The organism is Acidobacteriota bacterium (assembly GCA_012729555.1).
Taxonomy (GTDB): Bacteria; Acidobacteriota; UBA6911; order UBA6911; family UBA6911; genus UBA6911.
Genome location: JAAYCX010000021.1, coordinates 1 through 17,620, shown reverse-complemented (window position 1 = coordinate 17,620; position 17,620 = coordinate 1). Strand labels below are relative to the sequence as shown.

The window sequence follows — 17,620 nt, the reverse complement described above, 5'->3', positions numbered from 1 at the left end:
ATGCCGAACGACACGGCCGTGGTCTTCCATTATCACCGCCTGAACACCTACAGCTTCAACGCGCTCGCGGGGGCGCTCGATGCCGCCCCCGGTTTCGAACGGCTGCGGATCGACCTCCCCCGCACTCCGGCCGAGCTCTGCGCCGTCACCGCCGAGCGGCTCCGCACCGCACGCCGGGCCGTCGTGGCGCTGTCGATGATGACGTGCCAGTTCGAGGAATCGGCGCGGCTGATGGCCGGGCTGCGCGCCCGGTGGGGGGAGCGCGTCCTCCTCCTCGCCGGCGGCCCGCACCCTTCGGCCCGGCCCGAAGAGGTGCTCCGGGCCGGGGCGGACGCGGTCTTCGCCGGGGAGGCGGAAGGGACCTTTCCCCAGGCCCTCGAGGCGATCCTGGCCGGCGGCGCGGCGGGACCCTTCGCGGGGGGGGACGTCCTCCGCGGGGAGGCGCCGGTCGACCTCGACGCGGCCGCCTCGATCTCCCCGGCGCGCGGGATGTTCGGCCCGATCGAGATCACGCGCGGCTGCGCCTTCGCCTGCGGCTACTGCCAGACCTCGCACCTGTTCGGCACCCGGCTGCGCCACCGCTCCGTCGACCGGATCGTCGGGCAGGCGCTCACCCTCCAGGCCATCGACCGCAAGGTCGTCAGGCTCCTCTCCCCCAACGCCTTCTCCTACGGCTCCCCCGACGGGCGGCGGGTCGACCTCGCGGCCCTCCGCGAACTGCTCGCGGCGCTGCGGGCGGCCGTCGGGAGGGGGGCGAAGATCCTCTTCGCCCACTTCCCGTCGGAAGCGCGCCCGGAGCACGTCACGGAGGAGACCCTCGCGCTGCTGCGGGAGTTCGCCGACAACGACGAGATCGTCATCGGCGCCCAGTCGGGGAGCCCGCGCGTGCTCGAGGCGTGCGGCCGTGGGCACACCGTGGAGGACGTGCTCGGCGCGGTGGCGCTCGCGCGCCGGCGCGGGTACAAGGTGATCGTCGACTTCATCTTCGGACTTCCGGGGGAGGAAGAGGAGGACCGGCGCGCGAGCCTTGGCGCCATGGAACGTATCGTGCGCCTCGGGGGGAGGGTGCACCCGCACCTGTTCGCCCCGCTGCCGCAGACGGCGATGGCGGGCGCGGCGCCCGGATCGGTCGAGGGCGCCTTCGCGCGCGCCGTGGCCGCGCTCCAGGCCCGGGGGGGGATCTACGAGACCCGGGGAGGGCGGGCTACTCGATCACGTCCATGAGGCTCACCACCCTTTGCGGCTTCTCGAGCCGGGAGGCCGAATCGGCCAGCTGCAGCTGGCAGCCGGGGCAGGCGGTGACGACGACGTCGGCGTCCGCCGCCTCGATGTTCTCGCTCTTCCTTTTCGCGATCTTCATCGAGAGCTCGTAGTGGAGGAGGTTGAACTGCCCCCCCATGCCGCAGCAGCGGTCGGCCTCGGGCATCTCCACGTAGCGGACCCCGCCCAGAGACTCGAGGATCCGCCGCGGCTGCTCCCGGACCCCCAGGTGCCGGTTCAGGTGGCACGGGTCGTGCCAGGTGACCTTCTTCCCGTCGAAAAGGGCCGGGGCCCGGAAGTCCGCGGCCTCGAGGACGTCGACCAGGAAGGAGGCGACGTGCCGCACCTTGCCCGAAAAACGGGCGTACGCTTCCTCCCTTTCGGGGGTGTCGGCCAGGAAATGGGCGTATTCGGTCAGGGCGCAGGCGCAGGTGGCGCAGTCGGTCACGACATAGTCCAGCCCCTCGAAGGCGGCCGCGTTGCGGTCGGCCATCTTCCGGGCGGTTTCGAAATCGCCCGCCCCGAGGAAAACGGCCGCGCCGCAGCACCCCTGGACCCGGGGGAAGACGACCTCGACCCCGCGCCGGGCGAGCAGCTCGACGGTGCGGCGGCCGACCTCGGGGGAGACGAATTCGTTCATGCAGCCGCTGAAATAGCCCACCCGCAGGGTGCGGCGGCCGGCCGCCGCGGTGACTTCGGGCAGCTGGCGGCGGAGAAACTTCCGGGCGACCGACGGGATCCGGCGCCCCTTGCCGAAGGCGGAGAGGAAATCGGGCATATGGCGCAACGTCCCGCTGGTGCGGGGCATGAGGACCCCCTGCAGGCGCGAAGCGGCGGCCAGGGCCAGCCCCATGACGCCGCGCTTGGCCAGGACCTGCCGGTAGATCAGCCCGTAGGGGAAGCGCATCCCCATCTCCCCGGCGAGGTCGGCGCGCGCGGCCACCACGATGCGGGGGATCTCGGCGCGGGCCGGGCAGTTGGCCGTGCACGTCATGCAGCCGGTGCACTTGTAGAGGCGGTCGGCCAGCTCCCGGTTGATTTCGAGCTCCCCGGAGACCAGGAGCTTGACCAGCTCGTTCTTCCCGCGCGCCAGGCTCGCCTCGGTCTTCTCCTCCTGGTAGACGGGACAGACATAGGCGCAGAAGCCGCACTTCATGCACTGCTCCAGCTCCCTGGCGACCTTGCCGACTTGCGTGAATTCCGTCCGGCTCATGCGTTTTCCCAGATCTTATCCGGATTCATGATGTTGTCCGGATCGAAAATGGTTTTGATCTTCCGCATCGCGTCGATCGCCATGGGGTCGAGCGCCCGGCTGAGGAGCCGCTTCTTCTCGAGCCCGATCCCGTGCTCCCCCGAAAGGGTGCCCCCCAGCTCCAGCGCCATCTCGAAGATGGCCGTGAGGGTGTCCTCGAGCCGCTCCAGGTCCTCCTTGTCGGTGCTGTCGGTGGAGACGCTGGGGTGGATGTTGCCGTCCCCCGCGTGGCCGATAAGTACGATCGGGAAGCCCGATTTGCGCGAAATCTCGTCCAGCCGCTGGATGTACTCCGAAAGCCGGTCGCGCGGGACGGTGACGTCCTCGGCGATGACGGTGCGGGCGGCGCTGTAGATGGCGGCGAATCCCGCGCTGCGCGCCTTCCAGTAGAGGGCGGCCTCCGCCTCGTCCTTCGCCCGGCGCGCGATCCGCGCCCCCCCCTCCTTGAGCAGTTCGAGGATCCGGTCGGCCTCGCTCTCGACGGCGGCCTCGGAGCCGTCGACGTCGATGAGGAGCATGGTCTTGGCGTCGACCGGGAGCCCGATCTTCATCTTCTCCTCGATGCGCCGGATGACAAAGTTGTCGACGAACTCGATTTTGGCCGGGACGATCCCGGCGCCCAGGATGCTGGAGACCACCGCCCCCGCCAGCGTCATGTCGTCGAAGATCGCCATCAGGGTCCGGCGGGCGGCCGGCCTGGGGATGAGGCGCAGGGTGATCCCGGTGATCACCCCCAGGGTCCCCTCCGACCCCGTGAAGAGGGGGACCAGGTCGTACCCCGTCCGGTTTTTCACGGTGGAGCCGCCCACCTTCATGACGTAGCCGCTGGGCAGCACCACCTCGAGCCCGAGAACGTAGTGCTTGGTCACCCCGTACTTGACGCAGAGGGGGCCGCCGGAGTTCTCGGCGATCGTCCCCCCCATCGTGCAGCCCAGGAAGCTCTGCGGGTCGGGGGGGTAGAAGAGGTTTTCCTTCGCGAGCATGTTGTTGAAGTCCTGCAGCACGACCCCCGGCTCCACCACCGCCGTGAGGTTGGTCTTGTTGATGTCGAGCACCCGGTTCATCTTCACGGTGCACAGGACGATGCCCCCGCGGGTCGGTACCGAGCCGCCGCTGATGTTCGTCCCCGCACCCCTGGGAGTCACGGCGATACGGTGCCGGCTGGCGAGCTTCATGATTTCGGAGATCTGCCCCGTCGTCCTCGGCAGGACCACCACCTCGGGAGTCCCGGTCCAGTTGGTCGTCCCGTCGTAGGAATACGTCGCCAGGTCCTCCCGGGCCGAGAGGACGTCGTCCTTGCCGACAATCTCCTGCAGGCGATGGATTATTTCAGGCTTCAGCATCGACCTTCGTTCCTTTCTTGCGTCTGTTGATTGGGAGACTCGGTGCGTGTGGGGCGCGAAAAACCCTGACCCGGAACTCTCAAATGCGGTCCAACCCAAACCGGCCCATATTATACCGGTGAATGCCCCGCGCACAAAAGGGTAAAGGGGGCGGGCAGGGAGGGCGGCCGGGCCGCCAAGGGCCCGGCCGCCGCATGGGGAATCAGGCCAGCAGTTCCTGCGCCCGGACGAGGCGGTCGCGGACGTGGACGCCGCTCGGGCACTCGATCACGCACCGGGCGCAGTCGCCGCACCGGACGGAGCGGATGTCCGGGGGGAGGAGGGCAAACTGCATCCGGGCCTGGTGGTAGTTGCCGCAGAAATCGTGATAGGCCAGGTAGCGGAGCATGTCGGTCACCGGGAGCCCCTGGGGGCACTTCCCGCTGCACTCGTAGCACATCCGGCAGTAATCGGGGCGGATCCGCTCGTTGAGCACGTACAGCAGCTTCTCGTCGGCCGCGGTGTAGGGCTCCGACATCGCCCGGAAATTCATCTCCAGTTCCGGGATCGTTTGCATGAACGGCACCGTCGTCCCTATGGCGGGGTTCGAGAGCACCCACTTGATCCCGGCCAGCGGCCCGTCCCCCTTGCGCGCGGGTTCGTTGTCGAAGGAGCTCAGGTTCAGCCCGGTCAGGGCCACCACCACCTTCATGGCGATGACGCCGACGCCCGCCTCGGCAAGGCGCTCGATCGCGCCGTCGCGGAAGCGGCCGCCGATGGGGAAGCTGTAGGTGGTCTGCACGACGTCGAACGCCCTGGTCTCCAGCACGAAATCGACCATCCGGTTGGGGTCGTGGCAGCTGAAGCCGACGAAGCGCGCCTTCCCCGACTTCTTGCACTCGAGCATCGCCTCGACCGCCTCGTCCGGGATGGAGGCCGGGGTGTCGCGCGCGTGCAGGTGCCAGATGTCGACGTAGTCGGTCCCGAGCGCCGCGAGGCTGGTGTCGAGGTCCTTCAGGATGTCGGCCTTGCGCCGCGAGGGGGACTTGGTGGCGATGACGATCCGGTCCCGCTGCCGCCCGCGGATGACGCCGGAGAAGATCTTCTCGCTGTCGCCGTAGTCGCGCGAGGTGTCGTAGTAGTTGATCCCCATGTCGAGGGCGCGCGCGACGACCTCGGGGACCGGGACGAAGCCGATGCCGTAGCCGACGCCCGTGACCCGGAGCCCCGTTTTTCCCAGGGTGCGGTACTCCGGCGGGGGGACCGGCACCTTGGGGGCGGGCGCCTTGTCGGGGACGGCCGAGGCGAGCCCGGCGGCCGGCAGGACCAGCCCCGCCTGCAGAAACTGCCTTCTTGATTGCTGTGAGTCCACATTCCCTCCTTATCCCAAGGGTATGGCGGTTGGGTATTGGGACTACGATACTCCCCTTCCTGGACAGGCTCCTAGTGTTTTCTGGCCTCGAGCAGCGCCTCGAGCCCCCCCCAGCCGGGCTGGAACAGGGCGGCGTCCATCTTCTTGAGCGCCGGGGAGATCCTGGGCCTGAAGTCCATCATCCCCAGGATGTCGCGCTCGAGGTCGACCCCCGGCGCGATCTCGACCAGCTCGAGCTCCCCTTCGGAGAGCCGCAGCACCCCCCGCTCGGTGACGAAGAGCACCGGCAGCCCGCGGGCGGTGGCGTAGGCGCCGCTGAAGGTGATCTGCTCCACGCGCTCGATGAACTTCTTCCCCTTCCCCTCCCGGGTGATGCGCAGCCGGCCGTCCTCCACGACCGATTCCGCCCCCATGGCGAACATCCCGCAGAAGACCACCTTCTTCGAATTCTGGGTGATGTTGATGAAACCTCCGGGCCCGGCCACGCGGTTGCCGAAACGGCTCACGTTCACGTCGACGTTCCTGTCGACCTGGGCCAGCCCGACGAAGGTGGCGTCCAGCCCGCCGCCGTCGTAGAAATCGAACATGGAGGCGTGCTCGATCATGGCTTCGGCGTTGTAGGCCCCGCCGAAATCGAGGTCGAGCGCGGGCACGCCGCCGAAGATCCCCAGTTCCGTGGTGACGGTGACGCGCTGGCTCACCCCCTCCTCGGCCACCGTGCTGGCGACGAAGGCGGGGATCCCCACCCCGAGGTTGATGATGTCGCCGGCGGCGAGCTCCATGGCCGCCCGCCTCCCGATCACCTTCCGGGCGTCGAGCGGGACGGGGGGGATGCCGTGGAGCGGGATCCGGATGTTCCCCGCGAGCGCGGGGCTGTAGTAGGTCGCCTGGGTCTGGTGGTGGTTTTCCGGGCTGGCGATCACCACGTAGTCGACGAGGGCGCCCGGGACCTTGACGTTCTTGGGGTGGAGCGTGTGGGCCTCGGCCAGGTCGTGGGCCTGCGCGATGACGATGCCGCCGCTGTTCTTGGCCGCCATGGCCAGCGGCAGGGCCTCCATGATCACCGGCTCGTTGTCCATGTTGAGGTTGCCGTTCTCGTCGGCCACCGTCCCGCGGATCAGGGCCACGTGGACGGGGAAGGGCTTGTACAGCAGCATCTCCCGCCCCTCGACCTCGATGAGCTTGACCAGGTCCTCGCTCGTGACGGCGGTGACCTTCCCGCCGTCGATGCGCGGGTCGACGTAGGTCCCGAGCCCCACGGAGGTGATGACCCCCACCTTCTTCCCGGCGATCGCCCGCCAGAGCTGGCAGATGACCCCCTGCGGGAGGAGGTAGCACTCGATTTTGTTCTCCTCGATCAGCCGGATCATGTTCGGGGAGGTGAGGGTGTGTCCGCACACCAGGCGCCGGGTCAGCCCCTCGTGGCCGAGGTGGGTCGTCCCTCGCTTCTTGTAGTCGCCGCAGGTGCAGCTGTGCACCAGGGTGATGTCGCGGGGGTGGCCGGTCTCGAGAAACCGCTTCTCGATCGCTATGGCCACCTCCTCGGCCCACCCCGACATCCCCTGGGTGCTGGCGCCGATGGTGACGCCGTCCCCGATCAGGGCCGCCGCCTGTTCCGCCGTGATGACTTTCGACATGAGCTTCTCCTGGCCCGTGATTTGGTTTTATGGGCGCCCCATCATAGCGCGCGGGGGCGGGATCCCCAACCGGATTCTGACAGGCCTTCGGCCGGCCGTCGGCAAACCTGGCGGGAAGACTGCACCCGGCGCTTGCGGCCGCCGGGCATGAGGATGGGACGATGACGCCTAATCCATGGACTCGAGATCGAGGTCCAGGTCCTGGTCGTCATCGAAGAGGTCGTCGTCTTCCAGGGTCCCGTAGACCCTGCCTCCGACGCGCTCGCGGATCGGGCCTTTCCGGGCCCCCATTTCCCCCCGGTTTCCAAAGGAGGGTTTGCGCTTGCGGACGGGCTTGGCGTTGGCTCCGAAATTGCGGCTGCGCCTCTCGGCCCGCGCCGAACGGTCGCTCTCGGAGGAGTCGGGGACTAAATCGCCGCCGGGAGCGGGCCTCGGCGTGAAACCGGGCCGGAAAGCGCCGGGGGATCGCATCGGCGGGCGCGGTCCGGAATCGGGCCGGCCCTCCCCCCGCGCGCGGGCCTCGTTGATGGTGATGTTCCGGCCCATGAACGGCTGGTTGTTGAACCGGCGGGTGGCTTCCGCGGCCTGGGCCGGGTCGCCGAATTCGACGAAGGCGAATCCCCGCTTCTTCCCGGTTTCACGATCCACGGGAATGATCACGGCGGAAAGGGTTCCGGCAGGTTCGAAGAACCCTCTCAGGTCCGCCTCGGTGGCATCATAGGGAAGGTTCCCTACAAACAAACGTACAGACATTGTTCTCCCTTTTAAAAACCCCGGAAAACACAGGCAGCGCGTCTCCCTGAATGAAGGAGTGGGTGTGGTTCCATGCGTATGGATTCGGGGTCATGTTATCGGTTGGCGCCGTATATCCTGACAGTCCTCAGCAGAAAATCTGGAGCTCCTGCGCCCCGGTCGGGCATTTTTCCCCGGGCCGATCGGGCGCTTCTTCCAAATGTTACAGCAAAAAGGCTTGAAAATGCAGAGAAAAAAGAAACGGCGGGCGCCGGCGGCCCGCCCTTACTCCTCGGTGGAATCGAAAAAGTGATTGTAGTAGATCCTCTGGGCCGGGTTGCGGATGGCGCCCGAGCGGAGGCTCGAGACGATGGCGCCGGCGGCATCGGCGATCGTCTGCCCGGGACGGAAACCGAGGGTCTGCTCGAGCTTGGCAAAGGAAACCCGGTAGTCGCGGGCGTCCAGGTTCGACCGGTCCCTCTGGATGGGGACCCCCCCGAGCGCGCCGCTGATGATGCCGGCCACCTCGTCGATCCGGTAATTCTGGCCGTCGGAACCGACGTTGAACACCTGGTTGCCCACCTTCCCGATATCCGCCTCCAGGCAGCGGGCGTAGACCTCGGCCGCGTCCTCCACCCCGAGCAGCGGGCGCCACTGGCTTCCGCCGAACACCTGGATCCGGCCGTCGACGAACGACTTCATGCTCATGGTGTTGACGACCAGGTCGAACCGCATGCGGGGGGAGGGGCCGTACAGGGTCCCCATCCTGAGGATGGTGGGGCTGAAATACTCCCCCCCCATGCCGAGGATGATCTTCTCCGACTCGATCTTGCTCCGGGCGTAGAGGGAAACGGGGTGGAGCGGGGCCTCCTCGTCGAGCAGCGCGCTCCCCACGCCGTAGACGCTGCAGGTGGAAGCGTACAGGAAGCGGCCGACCTGCTGCAGGCGCGCGGCCGAGGCCAGGGCCTGCGCCGCCAGCACGTTGGTCTCGATCGTTTCGATCGGGCGGATTCTGGAGGCCGGGTCCCCCACGATGGCAGCCAGGAGCACCACGGCGTCGACGTCGGCCAGGGCGGCGACCATGGTGGGGATGTGGCGCAGGTCCCCCTCGACGATTTCGAGGTTCTTCGCCTCCGCCAGCGGCTCGAGCGAGCGGCGGCCGTAGAGGAAGCTGTCGAGCACCCGGACCCGGAAACCGCGCCCGAGGAGCTTCCGGGTGAGCACGCTCCCGAGGTAGCCGGCCCCGCCGACCACCAGCACCCTTCTTCCCGGCCCGTCCCCCGCCGCGGCGGGCCCGGGCCCGTGCCGCCGCTCGAGGTCCTCGAGGGAGAGGATGTCGGCGATGCGCCCCCCGTCGTCGACGACGGGGAGGTAGCGCACCCCCTCCAGTTCCATGTCGGACATCATCCGCTCGGCCAGTTTCGGGTCCTCGCACGACCGGGCCGTCAGCTTCTGCCCGTGCCTGAGGGGGTACCCGTCGACCGGCTCCCCGCCGTGGGCGCCGCTGATGAGGAGCCGGCGCAGGTCGGAAATGGTGACGCACCCCAGGTACACCCCCCCGGGGTCGACGACGAAGGCCCGGTCGAAGGAGGTCCGCTCGATCGTCCGGATCGCCTCCTGGATGGAGGTCCGGCGGTCCAGGCAGGGGACGGGGTACTTCATGCGCCGCACCCGCGGGCCAGGATCCCCGATACGTACTGCCGCATGGCCCCCTCGTAGTCGTGTTCCGGCGCCCACCCGAGCAGCCGGCGCGCCTTCTCCGAGGAGATGAAGCGCCCCTTGAAGTTCCCCTTGCGGTCCTCGACGAAGTCGAGCTCCGCCTTCCGCCCCAGGATCCCCTCGAGCGTCCGGACGATTTCCAGCACGCTGACCTTGCGCGTCCCGTTGAGGTTGAAGACCTGGTTTTCCGCCTCGGGCCGGGCGCAGGCGGCGTTGCCGCGCGCCAGGTCCCTGACGTAGATGAACTGCCGCGTCTGGCTGCCGTCCCCGTGGATGGTGATCGGCTCGCCCCGCAGGATCCGGCCGATGAAGATGGGGGTGACGGTCTCCGGCCGCGCCCGCTCGCCGAAGGGGATGCCGTAGCGCATGATCGTGTAGTTGACCCCGTAGAGGCTCCGGTAGTTGCGGCAGTAGAGCTCGGCCGCGATCTTGCTGGAGGTGTAGAGGTGGTCCGGGTCGGCGGCGTAGGGGGTCTCCTCGGTGATGTTCTCCTCCCCCGCCTCGGGGAGGGAGCCGTACACCCACTCGGTGGAGGCCAGGATCACGCGCGCCACCGACGCCCGGCGGGCGGATTCGAGCACCGACAGCGTGCCGACGGCCGTGATGTCGTTGGAGAAGACGGGGCTTTCGTAGAAACGGTTGACGTTCGCCTCCGCCGCCAGCACGTAGACGATGTCGGCGCCGCCGAGCGCCCGCGTCATCCGGTCGATGTCGCGCACGTCCCCCCGGACGAAGGCGCAGGGCTGATCGTAACGCGGGGCGTCCAGGTCGTAGATGACGACCTCGTGCCCCTCCAGGAGGAGCGCGTCCACCACGTGGGACCCGATGAAGCCCGATCCCCCGGCAACCACCATCTTCATAGCCTGACCCCCGGAAATCAATTCAGCACTATAGCAGCCCGGGGAGCGCGTGCCAACGGTATCCGGAAAAATCGGGGAGACAACGCGCCGCGGTTCGGTATAGAATCGCCGCCGTCGTTACGGAAAAGGAGGCGGCCCATGATTCGCGTGAGTGTGCTCTACCCCCGGGGGGGGAAATTCGACTTCGACTACTACGCCACCCGGCACATGCAGCTGGTGCACCAGCTGCTCGACCCCTTCGGGCTGGTCCGGTCGGAGGTGGACAAGGGGGTGGGGGACTCCCCCTTCATGGCCGTCGGCCACCTGGTGTTCCGTTCGGCCGGGGAAATGGAGCGGGGGCTCGCCGAGCACGACCCGAAGCTGGCGGCCGACATGGTCCACTTCACCGATGTCCAGCCCCAGTTCCAGGTCAGCGAAATCCTTCCCTAGCGGGAGCACGGCCCGGCCGCGCTCCGCGCGCGGCCGGGAAAGCGCCTCACCCGCGCCCCGGGAATCAGGCCAGGGGCAGCTCCTTCGGGGCGGCCGTGAAGGAATAGAGCGTCGCCCGGGCCCCGGTAAGGTAGAAGGTGACGAAGGTCTCGTCCTCGGCCCCCTTGGGGTAGATCCCGAGCAGCATGGGGCCTTCCTGGAACGCCTGGACCTTGGCCTCGCGGCTGTCGTCGACGACGGCCTTCCCCCGGATGCGGAGCCAGGAGCCGTCCGCCCCCATCCCCGAGATCTCGACGTCGGGTTTCTCCTCCAACTGCCGGTACACCTCCTTGGTCCGGTTGGTGCAGAAGTAGAGGGCGTCGTTGCGCACCATCACGAAACCGAAGGGGCGGACCCGGGCGGCGTCCCCCTCGACGGTGGCCAGGTGGAAAACGGGGTTGGCCTTCAGAAACTCGAACGCGGTATTCATGGAATCCTCCTCCTGATGATGGGTTATTGGGTGCAACGCGCATCCTATAGGCGCCCGCCCCCAATAATCAAGCCGAAATTCCCTTCCCCCCGGCCGGGCGCCGCGCGCAGCGGGAGACCTTACACCGGGGCGCGCCGTAGGCTATAATTGGGGGTTTTCGCGGGCCTTCTCTTTCGGCCGCGTTCGGGGGTGACGGGCCGGTGTCCTTGCTGCTGTATTCAACCCGATCCAAGCTGATCCTCGGCTTCCTGGCCGTGGCGCTCGTGGTCTGCGGCGTCGCGCTCGCCGTCGGGGGGCGGATGCTGTACCAGGCGTTCATGCACGAGGCCTCGAACCGGGTGCGCATGGACCTCAACGCCGCGCGCGAGATCTACGACTCCCGCGTCCGCGTCGTCAGGAGCGCCTGCGCGCTGGCCTCCACCGGCCCGGTCCTGCAGTCGGCCATCCGCGGCAGGGACCTCGAGGCCGTGCTCGCCCGCCTCGGGGACGTCGCCGCCGAGGCCGAACTCGACTTCATGGGCGTCGTCGCCGGAGACGGCCGGATCCTCTGCCGGCTGGGGCCCCATTCCCTCCCCGCCGCCGGGGAGCGCCCGAACCCGCTGGCCCGCCTGGCGCTGGAGAAGCGGTCGGCCGTGGCCGGCACCGTGGTGCTCGATGCAGAGGCCCTCTTCCGGGAGAACCCCGACCTGGCCCGGCGGGCGAGGCTGGGCGTCGAGCCCGGGGGCGCCGGCGGGGAGGAAGGCAGGGTGATCGCCTCCGGCATGGCGCTCGGCGCCGCCGTCCCGATCTTCGCGGCGGGCCGCCTGGCGGGCGTCCTCTACGGGGGGGTGCTTCTGAACGGGAACCGGGAGATCGTCGACCGGGTGCGCGACACGGTTTTCCAGCACGAGGTCTACCGCGGGCGCAGCGTCGGCGCCTCCACCATCTTTCTCGACGACATCCGCATCGCGACCAACGTGCTCGGCCCCGACGGGAGCCGGGCGCTCGGGACCGCCGCGTCGGGCGAGGTCTCCCGCGCCGTGCTGGCCGGGGGGCAACGCTGGACCGACCGCGCCTTCGTGGTCAACGACTGGTACATCACCGCCTACGAGCCGATCGAGGACATCTTCGGCCGCAGGGTGGGGATGCTCTACGCGGGGGTCCTGGAGGCCAGGTACGCCGACGTGCGGCGCAAGGCGCTCCGGGTCTTCACCGGCGTCACCGCGGCGGGCATGCTCCTGGCGCTCGCGCTCGGCACCGTCATCGCCGGCCGGATCAGCCGCCCGGTGCACCGGCTGATCGAGGCGAGCGCGGAGGTCTCCCGGGGGAACCTGGCCCCCGACATCGGGCCGTTGTCCAGGAGCGAGATCGGGGTGCTCCAGAGGACTTTCCGGGAGATGCTCGAGTCGCTCGAGCGGCGTGACCAGGCCCGGAAGGCGGAGAGCGAGACCCGGCTCCTCGAGTTCGAGAAACAGGCCAGCATCGGGAAGCTGGCCGGCGGGGTGGCCCACGAAATCAACAACCCCCTGACGGGGATCTTCACCTTCACCCACATGCTGCTCCGCCGGGAGGACCTCGACCCCGAAATCCGCGCCGACCTCGAGCTCGTCGCCCGGGAGACGGAACGGGTGCGCAGGATCGTCAAGGGGCTGCTCGACTTCTCCCGCCAGACCGAGATCGAGCCGGAACCGACCGACGTAAACGGCCTCTGCCGCTCCACCCTGGCCCTGGTGGAGAACCAGGCCCTCATCAAGGGGGTGCGCCTCGGTTTCGAGCCGGGGGAGGGACTGCCGCCCGTCACCCTGGACCGGAACCAGATGCAGGGCGTGCTCCTGAACCTGATCCTCAACGCGCTCGACGCGACGGAGCCGGGGGGGGAGGTCTCCCTTTCGGCCGGGATCGGGATGTCGGCCGGCAGCCCCCGCCGCAAGGGAGTCTCGATCGTCTGCAGCGACACCGGCTGCGGCATCCCCCCGGAGCACCTGGACAGGATTTTCGACCCCTTTTTCACAACCAAGGACGTGGGGCAGGGAACCGGGCTGGGCTTGTCGGTCTCCTACGGCGTCGTCGAGCGCCACGGCGGGAGCATCCACGTCCGGAGCAAGGCGGGGAAGGGGAGCAGCTTCACCGTCTGGCTCCCCGTCGAGCCGGCACGGGAAGCGGAGAGCGTCGAATGAAGGTACTGGTCGTGGACGATGACGTGATGGTGGCCCGGAGCTGTTCGCGCATCCTGGCGTCGCACAGCTTCGAAGTCACCGCCGTGGCGGGGGCCGACGAGGCGATGGAGGCGCTCGGGAGGGAGGAGTTCGACCTGCTCCTGCTCGACGTCCTGATGCCGCGCCGGGACGGCTTCTCGCTCCTGCGCGAGGTGCGGCGCCTCCACCCCGCCCTGCCGGCCATCGTCATGAGCGGCTACTCGACCCCCGGCACGATCGCCGGCGCCTTCGATTGCGGCGCCACCCGTTTCATCGCCAAACCGTTCCGGCCCGATGAGCTGATGAAACTGATTCAGCGGATGACGGGGGGAGCGGCCAACAGTCTTTCCTGACCTGCGCACGCGCCAGGCCGGGGATTCGCACAATCCGAACCAAAGAAGGGAATGGATCATGGCAGAGAAAATGCTGATTATCGATGATGACGAAATCATCCTGAAATCGTGCAGGAAAATCTTCGAGGCCGAGGGCTTCGAGGTGGCGACCACGGCGAACCCGCAGGAGGGGCTCAACCTGGTCTCCGAAAAATCGTTCGACGTCGTCCTGGTGGACTGGATGATGCCGGGATTCGACGGCATGGACGTGGTGGAGGAGATCGACCGGCGCTCGCCCAACTCGGCGCTGGTGATGATCAGCGGCCACCCCTCGGTGGGGCGCGCGACCGAGGCGATGAAGCGGGGGGCGATGGACTACCTCCCCAAGCCGTTCAAGCCCGAGGAGATCACGGCCGTCGTCAAGAAGGCGGTCCGGCGCAAGGTGGCCGAGGAGTCGAAGGCGGTCGGGCGCTTCGAGAAGATGCTGAAGTCGCTGCAGTTCCCCGTCCCCACCCTCGAGGACAAGGCGCCCAAGAACATCGCCGAGACGGTGGCGCAGACCGTGGTGGTGGCCAAGGCGACCTCCCCCTGGTTCGCCGTCACGGTCCTGGGGATCCTGGCCGGGGCCTACATCGGGTTCGGGGGGCTGCTCTCCACCACCGTCACCTTCGACGCGGCGGCCGCGCTGGGGACCGGGGTGAGCAAATTCCTCGGCGGCGCGGTGTTCAGCGTCGGCCTGATGCTGGTCGTCATCGCCGGGGCCGAGCTCTTCACCGGCAACAACCTGATGGTGTCGAGCGTCATGTCGCGCGAGATCTCCTTCTCGACCATGATGAAGCGGTGGGGCCTGGTCTTCCTCGCCAACTTCGTCGGCTCGCTCCTCATCGTCGTCCTCTTCTACTACTCGGGACTCTGGAAGACGGGGGACGGCGCCCTCGGCATGGCGGCGGTCAAGGTCGCCTACGCCAAGGTCAACCTCTCCTTCACGGAGGCCATCGTCCGGGCCATCGGCTGCAACTGGCTGGTCTGCCTCGCCGTCTGGATGGCGCTTTCGGCGCGCCAGACGATCGGCAAGATCTTCGCCATCTTCTTCCCCATCATGGCCTTCGTCGCGATGGGGTTCGAACACTGCATCGCCAACATGTACTTCATCCCCGCCGGGATCCTGCTGGGCCATTTCGCCCCGCTCCCCGCGATCCCGGGGATCGACCTCGGCCTGCTCAACTGGGGCTCTTTCCTCTGGAAGAACCTGCTGCCGGTCACCATCGGCAACATCATCGGGGGAACCGTCTTCGTCGGCATGAGCTACTGGGGCGCCTACCTGCGCCCGGTCAAACCGGCCCGATAGGGCCGGCCGCCGCCGGCGTCCCGGGGATCCCGGGGCGCCGGCCCCTCCCGGGCCTCACCGCATCATCACGACCGACACGATCAGCTGCGACAGCACGATCTTGATCACGATCGACGACGGGTAGACGGTCGTGTACCAGATGTTCGGGAGGTCGCTCTCGGTCTGCTGGTTGGCCCAGGCCAGGCAGGCCGACTGGGTCTGGATCCCCGAGACCAGCCCCATCACCGCCTGCATCGGCAGCTTGAGGAACCGGATCCCGACCAGGATGCTGCAGGCCGTGACGAAGGTGGTCAGGAGCGCCCCGGCCGCGATCATGCGCCACCCCCCCGCCTCGAAGAGAGTCCCGAACCCCTGCCCCGCCCGGGTCCCGATCGCCGCCAGGAAGAAGACCAGGCCGACCTGGCGCAGCACCAGGTTGGCGTGAAACGGCATGTCCCAGGTGACCGGGCCGGTCCGCTCCAGCCGCCCGAGGACGAGGCCCATGACCAGCGCCCCCCCGGCGAACCCGAGCTGGAACCGGATCCCGTGCCCCAGGGGGATCGGGATCATCCCCAGGAAGACCCCCAGCACGATCCCCAGGGAGAGGGAAAGGAAATCGGTCTCGGAAATCGATTTGATGGAATCCCCGAAATACCGGGTCACCCGGTCCATGTTGTCGCGCTGGGTGATCACGCGGATGCGGTCCCCCATCTCCAGGACCGTGTCGGGGCGCGGGACGATGTCCACGTCCCCGCGCCGCAGCCGGGTGATGACGGCGTGCAGGTCGCGCAGCAGGTGGAGTTCGCGGATCGACTTGCCCGCCACCTCCTTGTTGGAGACGAAGATCCGGCGGTAGCCGACCCCCCCCTGCCCCGGGGTCAGGTGTTCCGCGGCCGCGGCGCCGAAGATCAAAAGCGCCCGCTCCATCGCCTGCGCCCCCCCGACGGCCACCACGTGATCGCCCGGGTCGAGGACGGTCTCGGAGGTCACGACGTCGACCCGGTCCCCCTTGCGGATCCGGCTGAGCACGAATCCGTGGTCCTTCAGCGCCGCGAACGCCTCCCCCACCTTCCGGCCCGCCAGGGCGGGGTTGGTGATCCGGAAGGTCCGGCTGAAGATCGGCTCCGGGGCGTACTCGTCCTCCGCCTCCATCGCCCGTGCGTTCCGGCCGAGTTTGAAAACCTTGTTGCAGAGGACGAAGGCGAGGATGACGCCGAACACGCCGAAGGGGTAAGTCAGGCCGTAGGCGATCACCGGCCCGTCGAGGTAGAGGTCGCGCGTCGCCCCGGTGAGGCCCCCCGAGAGGTTGCGCGTCGTCTCCACCGCCGCCGCCAGCGCCGGCGTGTTGGTCAGCGCCCCGCAGAAGAGGCCCGCCACCCCCGCCTCGGGCAGCTCGAGGAGGCGGGCGACCGCGAACGCCCCCGCGGCCCCGAGCGCGAGGATTCCCAGGGCCATCATGCTGAAGCGGAGGCCGCGCTTGCGGAAGGAGGCGAAAAAGACCGGCCCCGCCTGCAGGCCGATGGCGTACAGGAACAGGACCGACCCGATGACGTGGATGTGCTCGGGGAGGCTGAGGCGCCGGTCGAGGGCCCCGAAGAACATGCCCGCGAAGAGCACGGCGGCCACCCCCAGCTTGAGGCCGAACAGGTTGATGTTGCCGACGAGGTATCCGACCCCGATGACGGTGAAGAGGAGCAACAGCGGGTTCTGGGCCAGCAGGTCCATCATGGCTTCATTCCTGTGAAAACATGGGCGAAGAGGGACACGCAAACTATAGCACACGCCCGCCCGGGCGGGAAAATCGGCGAAATCCTTAAAAAAAGGGCCCCCGGGGGTATACGGCCGGGACCCGTCGGCCGATAACGTGTTCGCCATGACGAACGACCTCCTGCAGATGGAACCCAGGCCCAGGATCAAGACCAGCGCGTTCGAGCGCTTCAACAACGTCCTCAAGGACATGATCGAAAAGGGGGGGAGCGACCTCCATGCCACGGTCGGGAGCGGATTCCGGATCCGCATGCTGGGGGAACTGGTCCCCTCTTCCGACCCCGACCCCCTGGCCCCCGGCGAGATCGCCTCCATCGCGGGGGGGATCCTGATGGCCGGGCGCAAGTGCACCCGGGAAAACGTGATGGAGTTCGTCGAAAACCTCACCGACTACGACTGCTCCTACTCGCTGCAGGGGCACGGCCGCTTCCGGGTGAACATCTCGAGCCAGCGCCGTTCGCTCGCGCTGGTGCTGCGCCACATCCCCTACGTGCTCCCCACCATCGAGGACCTCAAGCTCCCCCCGGTGCTCGGCGACATCGCCCTGACGGAGCGGGGACTGGTCCTGGTCACCGGGATCACCGGGAGCGGCAAATCGACCACCCTGGCGGCCATGATCAACCTGATCAACCACAAGAAGCGTTGCAAGATCATCACCATCGAGGACCCGATCGAGTTCCTCTACCGGGACGAGCTGGCCAGCATCGCCCAGCGCGAGTGCGGGTCCGACACCGAGAACTTCGCCAAGGCGCTGCGCGCCGCTCTGCGCCAGGACCCGGACATCATCCTGGTCGGGGAGATGCGGGACCGGGAGACGATCGACATCGCCATCAAGGCGGCCGAGACCGGGCACCTGGTGCTGTCGACGGTCCACACCACCGACGCCCCGCGCACCATCAACCGGATTCTCAGCGTCTTCGACCCCTCCGAGCAGGCCGCGGCCCGGCTGCGCCTTTCGGAGACCCTGC

At 68.3% G+C, this 17,620-nt stretch carries 15 protein-coding genes; 6 read left to right on the top strand and 9 right to left on the bottom strand.

From position 1 onward, the window contains the following. Positions 1-1,224: a TIGR04013 family B12-binding domain/radical SAM domain-containing protein gene (locus GXY47_06130; protein NLV30719.1), complete on the top strand. Its 1,224-nt coding sequence runs from the start codon at positions 1-3 to the stop codon at positions 1,222-1,224. Here the strand turns inward: GXY47_06130 and GXY47_06125 are convergent. From GXY47_06125 to GXY47_06095, 7 genes are all read right to left on the bottom strand, one after another. Continuing rightward, positions 1,205-2,473: a (Fe-S)-binding protein gene (locus GXY47_06125; GenBank protein NLV30718.1), complete on the bottom strand. Its 1,269-nt coding sequence runs from the start codon at positions 2,471-2,473 to the stop codon at positions 1,205-1,207. The genes GXY47_06130 and GXY47_06125 overlap by 20 nt on opposite strands. Next, positions 2,470-3,852, bottom strand: coding sequence for an FAD-binding protein (locus tag GXY47_06120; GenBank protein NLV30717.1), 1,383 nt, complete (start codon positions 3,850-3,852; stop codon positions 2,470-2,472). The genes GXY47_06125 and GXY47_06120 overlap by 4 nt, the downstream gene beginning before the upstream one ends. A gap of 205 nt (positions 3,853-4,057) precedes the next feature. Then, the gene (locus tag GXY47_06115; GenBank protein ID NLV30716.1) at positions 4,058-5,206 is read right to left on the bottom strand and encodes a hypothetical protein; all 1,149 of its coding nucleotides are present in this window, start codon (positions 5,204-5,206) and stop codon (positions 4,058-4,060) included. A gap of 71 nt (positions 5,207-5,277) precedes the next feature. Further along, complete coding sequence (locus GXY47_06110; protein NLV30715.1) at positions 5,278-6,843, bottom strand: acyl CoA:acetate/3-ketoacid CoA transferase; 1,566 nt, start codon at positions 6,841-6,843, stop codon at positions 5,278-5,280. Between the two features lie 168 nt (positions 6,844-7,011). Then, complete coding sequence (locus tag GXY47_06105) at positions 7,012-7,596, bottom strand: hypothetical protein (GenBank protein NLV30714.1); 585 nt, start codon at positions 7,594-7,596, stop codon at positions 7,012-7,014. A gap of 264 nt (positions 7,597-7,860) precedes the next feature. Beyond that, entirely contained in the window at positions 7,861-9,237 is a 1,377-nt protein-coding gene (locus GXY47_06100; GenBank protein NLV30713.1) for an NAD-dependent epimerase/dehydratase family protein, read from the bottom strand. Next, entirely contained in the window at positions 9,234-10,154 is a 921-nt protein-coding gene (locus GXY47_06095) for an NAD-dependent epimerase/dehydratase family protein (GenBank protein NLV30712.1), read from the bottom strand. The genes GXY47_06100 and GXY47_06095 overlap by 4 nt, the downstream gene beginning before the upstream one ends. Positions 10,155-10,292: 138 nt before the next feature. Between GXY47_06095 and GXY47_06090 the strand changes: the two genes are divergently transcribed. Next, positions 10,293-10,583, top strand: coding sequence for an EthD family reductase (locus tag GXY47_06090; protein NLV30711.1), 291 nt, complete (start codon positions 10,293-10,295; stop codon positions 10,581-10,583). A gap of 64 nt (positions 10,584-10,647) precedes the next feature. Here the strand turns inward: GXY47_06090 and GXY47_06085 are convergent, their stop codons facing one another. Continuing rightward, positions 10,648-11,052, bottom strand: a complete 405-nt coding sequence (locus GXY47_06085; protein ID NLV30710.1) for a pyridoxamine 5'-phosphate oxidase family protein — start codon at positions 11,050-11,052, stop codon at positions 10,648-10,650. A 299-nt stretch (positions 11,053-11,351) separates the two neighbouring features. On the opposite strand from GXY47_06085, the gene GXY47_06080 reads away from it, so the two are divergent. Genes GXY47_06080 through GXY47_06070 form a run of 3 tightly spaced genes read left to right on the top strand, consistent with a single transcriptional unit; the run spans position 11,352 to position 14,906 of the window. Beyond that, a complete protein-coding gene (locus GXY47_06080) occupies positions 11,352-13,208 on the top strand; it encodes a HAMP domain-containing protein (protein ID NLV30709.1) in 1,857 nt (618 codons plus the stop codon). Next, entirely contained in the window at positions 13,205-13,579 is a 375-nt protein-coding gene (locus GXY47_06075) for a response regulator (protein ID NLV30708.1), read from the top strand. Before GXY47_06080 ends, GXY47_06075 begins: the two co-directional genes overlap by 4 nt. A gap of 58 nt (positions 13,580-13,637) precedes the next feature. After that, positions 13,638-14,906 carry a response regulator gene (locus tag GXY47_06070; GenBank protein ID NLV30707.1) on the top strand — a complete coding sequence of 423 codons (1,269 nt, stop codon included), beginning with the start codon at positions 13,638-13,640 and terminating at the stop codon, positions 14,904-14,906. A 54-nt stretch (positions 14,907-14,960) separates the two neighbouring features. Here the strand turns inward: GXY47_06070 and GXY47_06065 are convergent, their stop codons facing one another. After that, positions 14,961-16,613 carry a transporter gene (locus tag GXY47_06065; GenBank protein NLV30706.1) on the bottom strand — a complete coding sequence of 551 codons (1,653 nt, stop codon included), beginning with the start codon at positions 16,611-16,613 and terminating at the stop codon, positions 14,961-14,963. Positions 16,614-16,842: 229 nt separating this feature from the next. Here GXY47_06065 and tadA point away from each other — a divergent pair. After that, on the top strand, positions 16,843-17,620 hold a 778-nt coding region (gene tadA, locus GXY47_06060), incomplete at its 3' end, for a Flp pilus assembly complex ATPase component TadA (protein ID NLV30705.1).

Coding starts and splice junctions, on each gene's coding strand:
- GXY47_06085 (NLV30710.1), bottom strand. CDS start 11,052: ATGAATACCGCGTTCGAGTTTCTGAAGGCCAACCCCGTTTTCCACCTG.
- GXY47_06090 (NLV30711.1), top strand. CDS start 10,293: ATGATTCGCGTGAGTGTGCTCTACCCCCGGGGGGGGAAATTCGACTTC.
- GXY47_06070 (NLV30707.1), top strand. CDS start 13,638: ATGGCAGAGAAAATGCTGATTATCGATGATGACGAAATCATCCTGAAA.
- GXY47_06105 (NLV30714.1), bottom strand. CDS start 7,596: ATGTCTGTACGTTTGTTTGTAGGGAACCTTCCCTATGATGCCACCGAG.
- GXY47_06100 (NLV30713.1), bottom strand. CDS start 9,237: ATGAAGTACCCCGTCCCCTGCCTGGACCGCCGGACCTCCATCCAGGAG.
- GXY47_06125 (NLV30718.1), bottom strand. CDS start 2,473: ATGAGCCGGACGGAATTCACGCAAGTCGGCAAGGTCGCCAGGGAGCTG.
- GXY47_06080 (NLV30709.1), top strand. CDS start 11,352: ATGCTGTACCAGGCGTTCATGCACGAGGCCTCGAACCGGGTGCGCATG.
- GXY47_06130 (NLV30719.1), top strand. CDS start 1: ATGCCGAACGACACGGCCGTGGTCTTCCATTATCACCGCCTGAACACC.
- GXY47_06110 (NLV30715.1), bottom strand. CDS start 6,843: ATGTCGAAAGTCATCACGGCGGAACAGGCGGCGGCCCTGATCGGGGAC.
- GXY47_06095 (NLV30712.1), bottom strand. CDS start 10,154: ATGAAGATGGTGGTTGCCGGGGGATCGGGCTTCATCGGGTCCCACGTG.
- GXY47_06065 (NLV30706.1), bottom strand. CDS start 16,613: ATGATGGACCTGCTGGCCCAGAACCCGCTGTTGCTCCTCTTCACCGTC.
- GXY47_06075 (NLV30708.1), top strand. CDS start 13,205: ATGAAGGTACTGGTCGTGGACGATGACGTGATGGTGGCCCGGAGCTGT.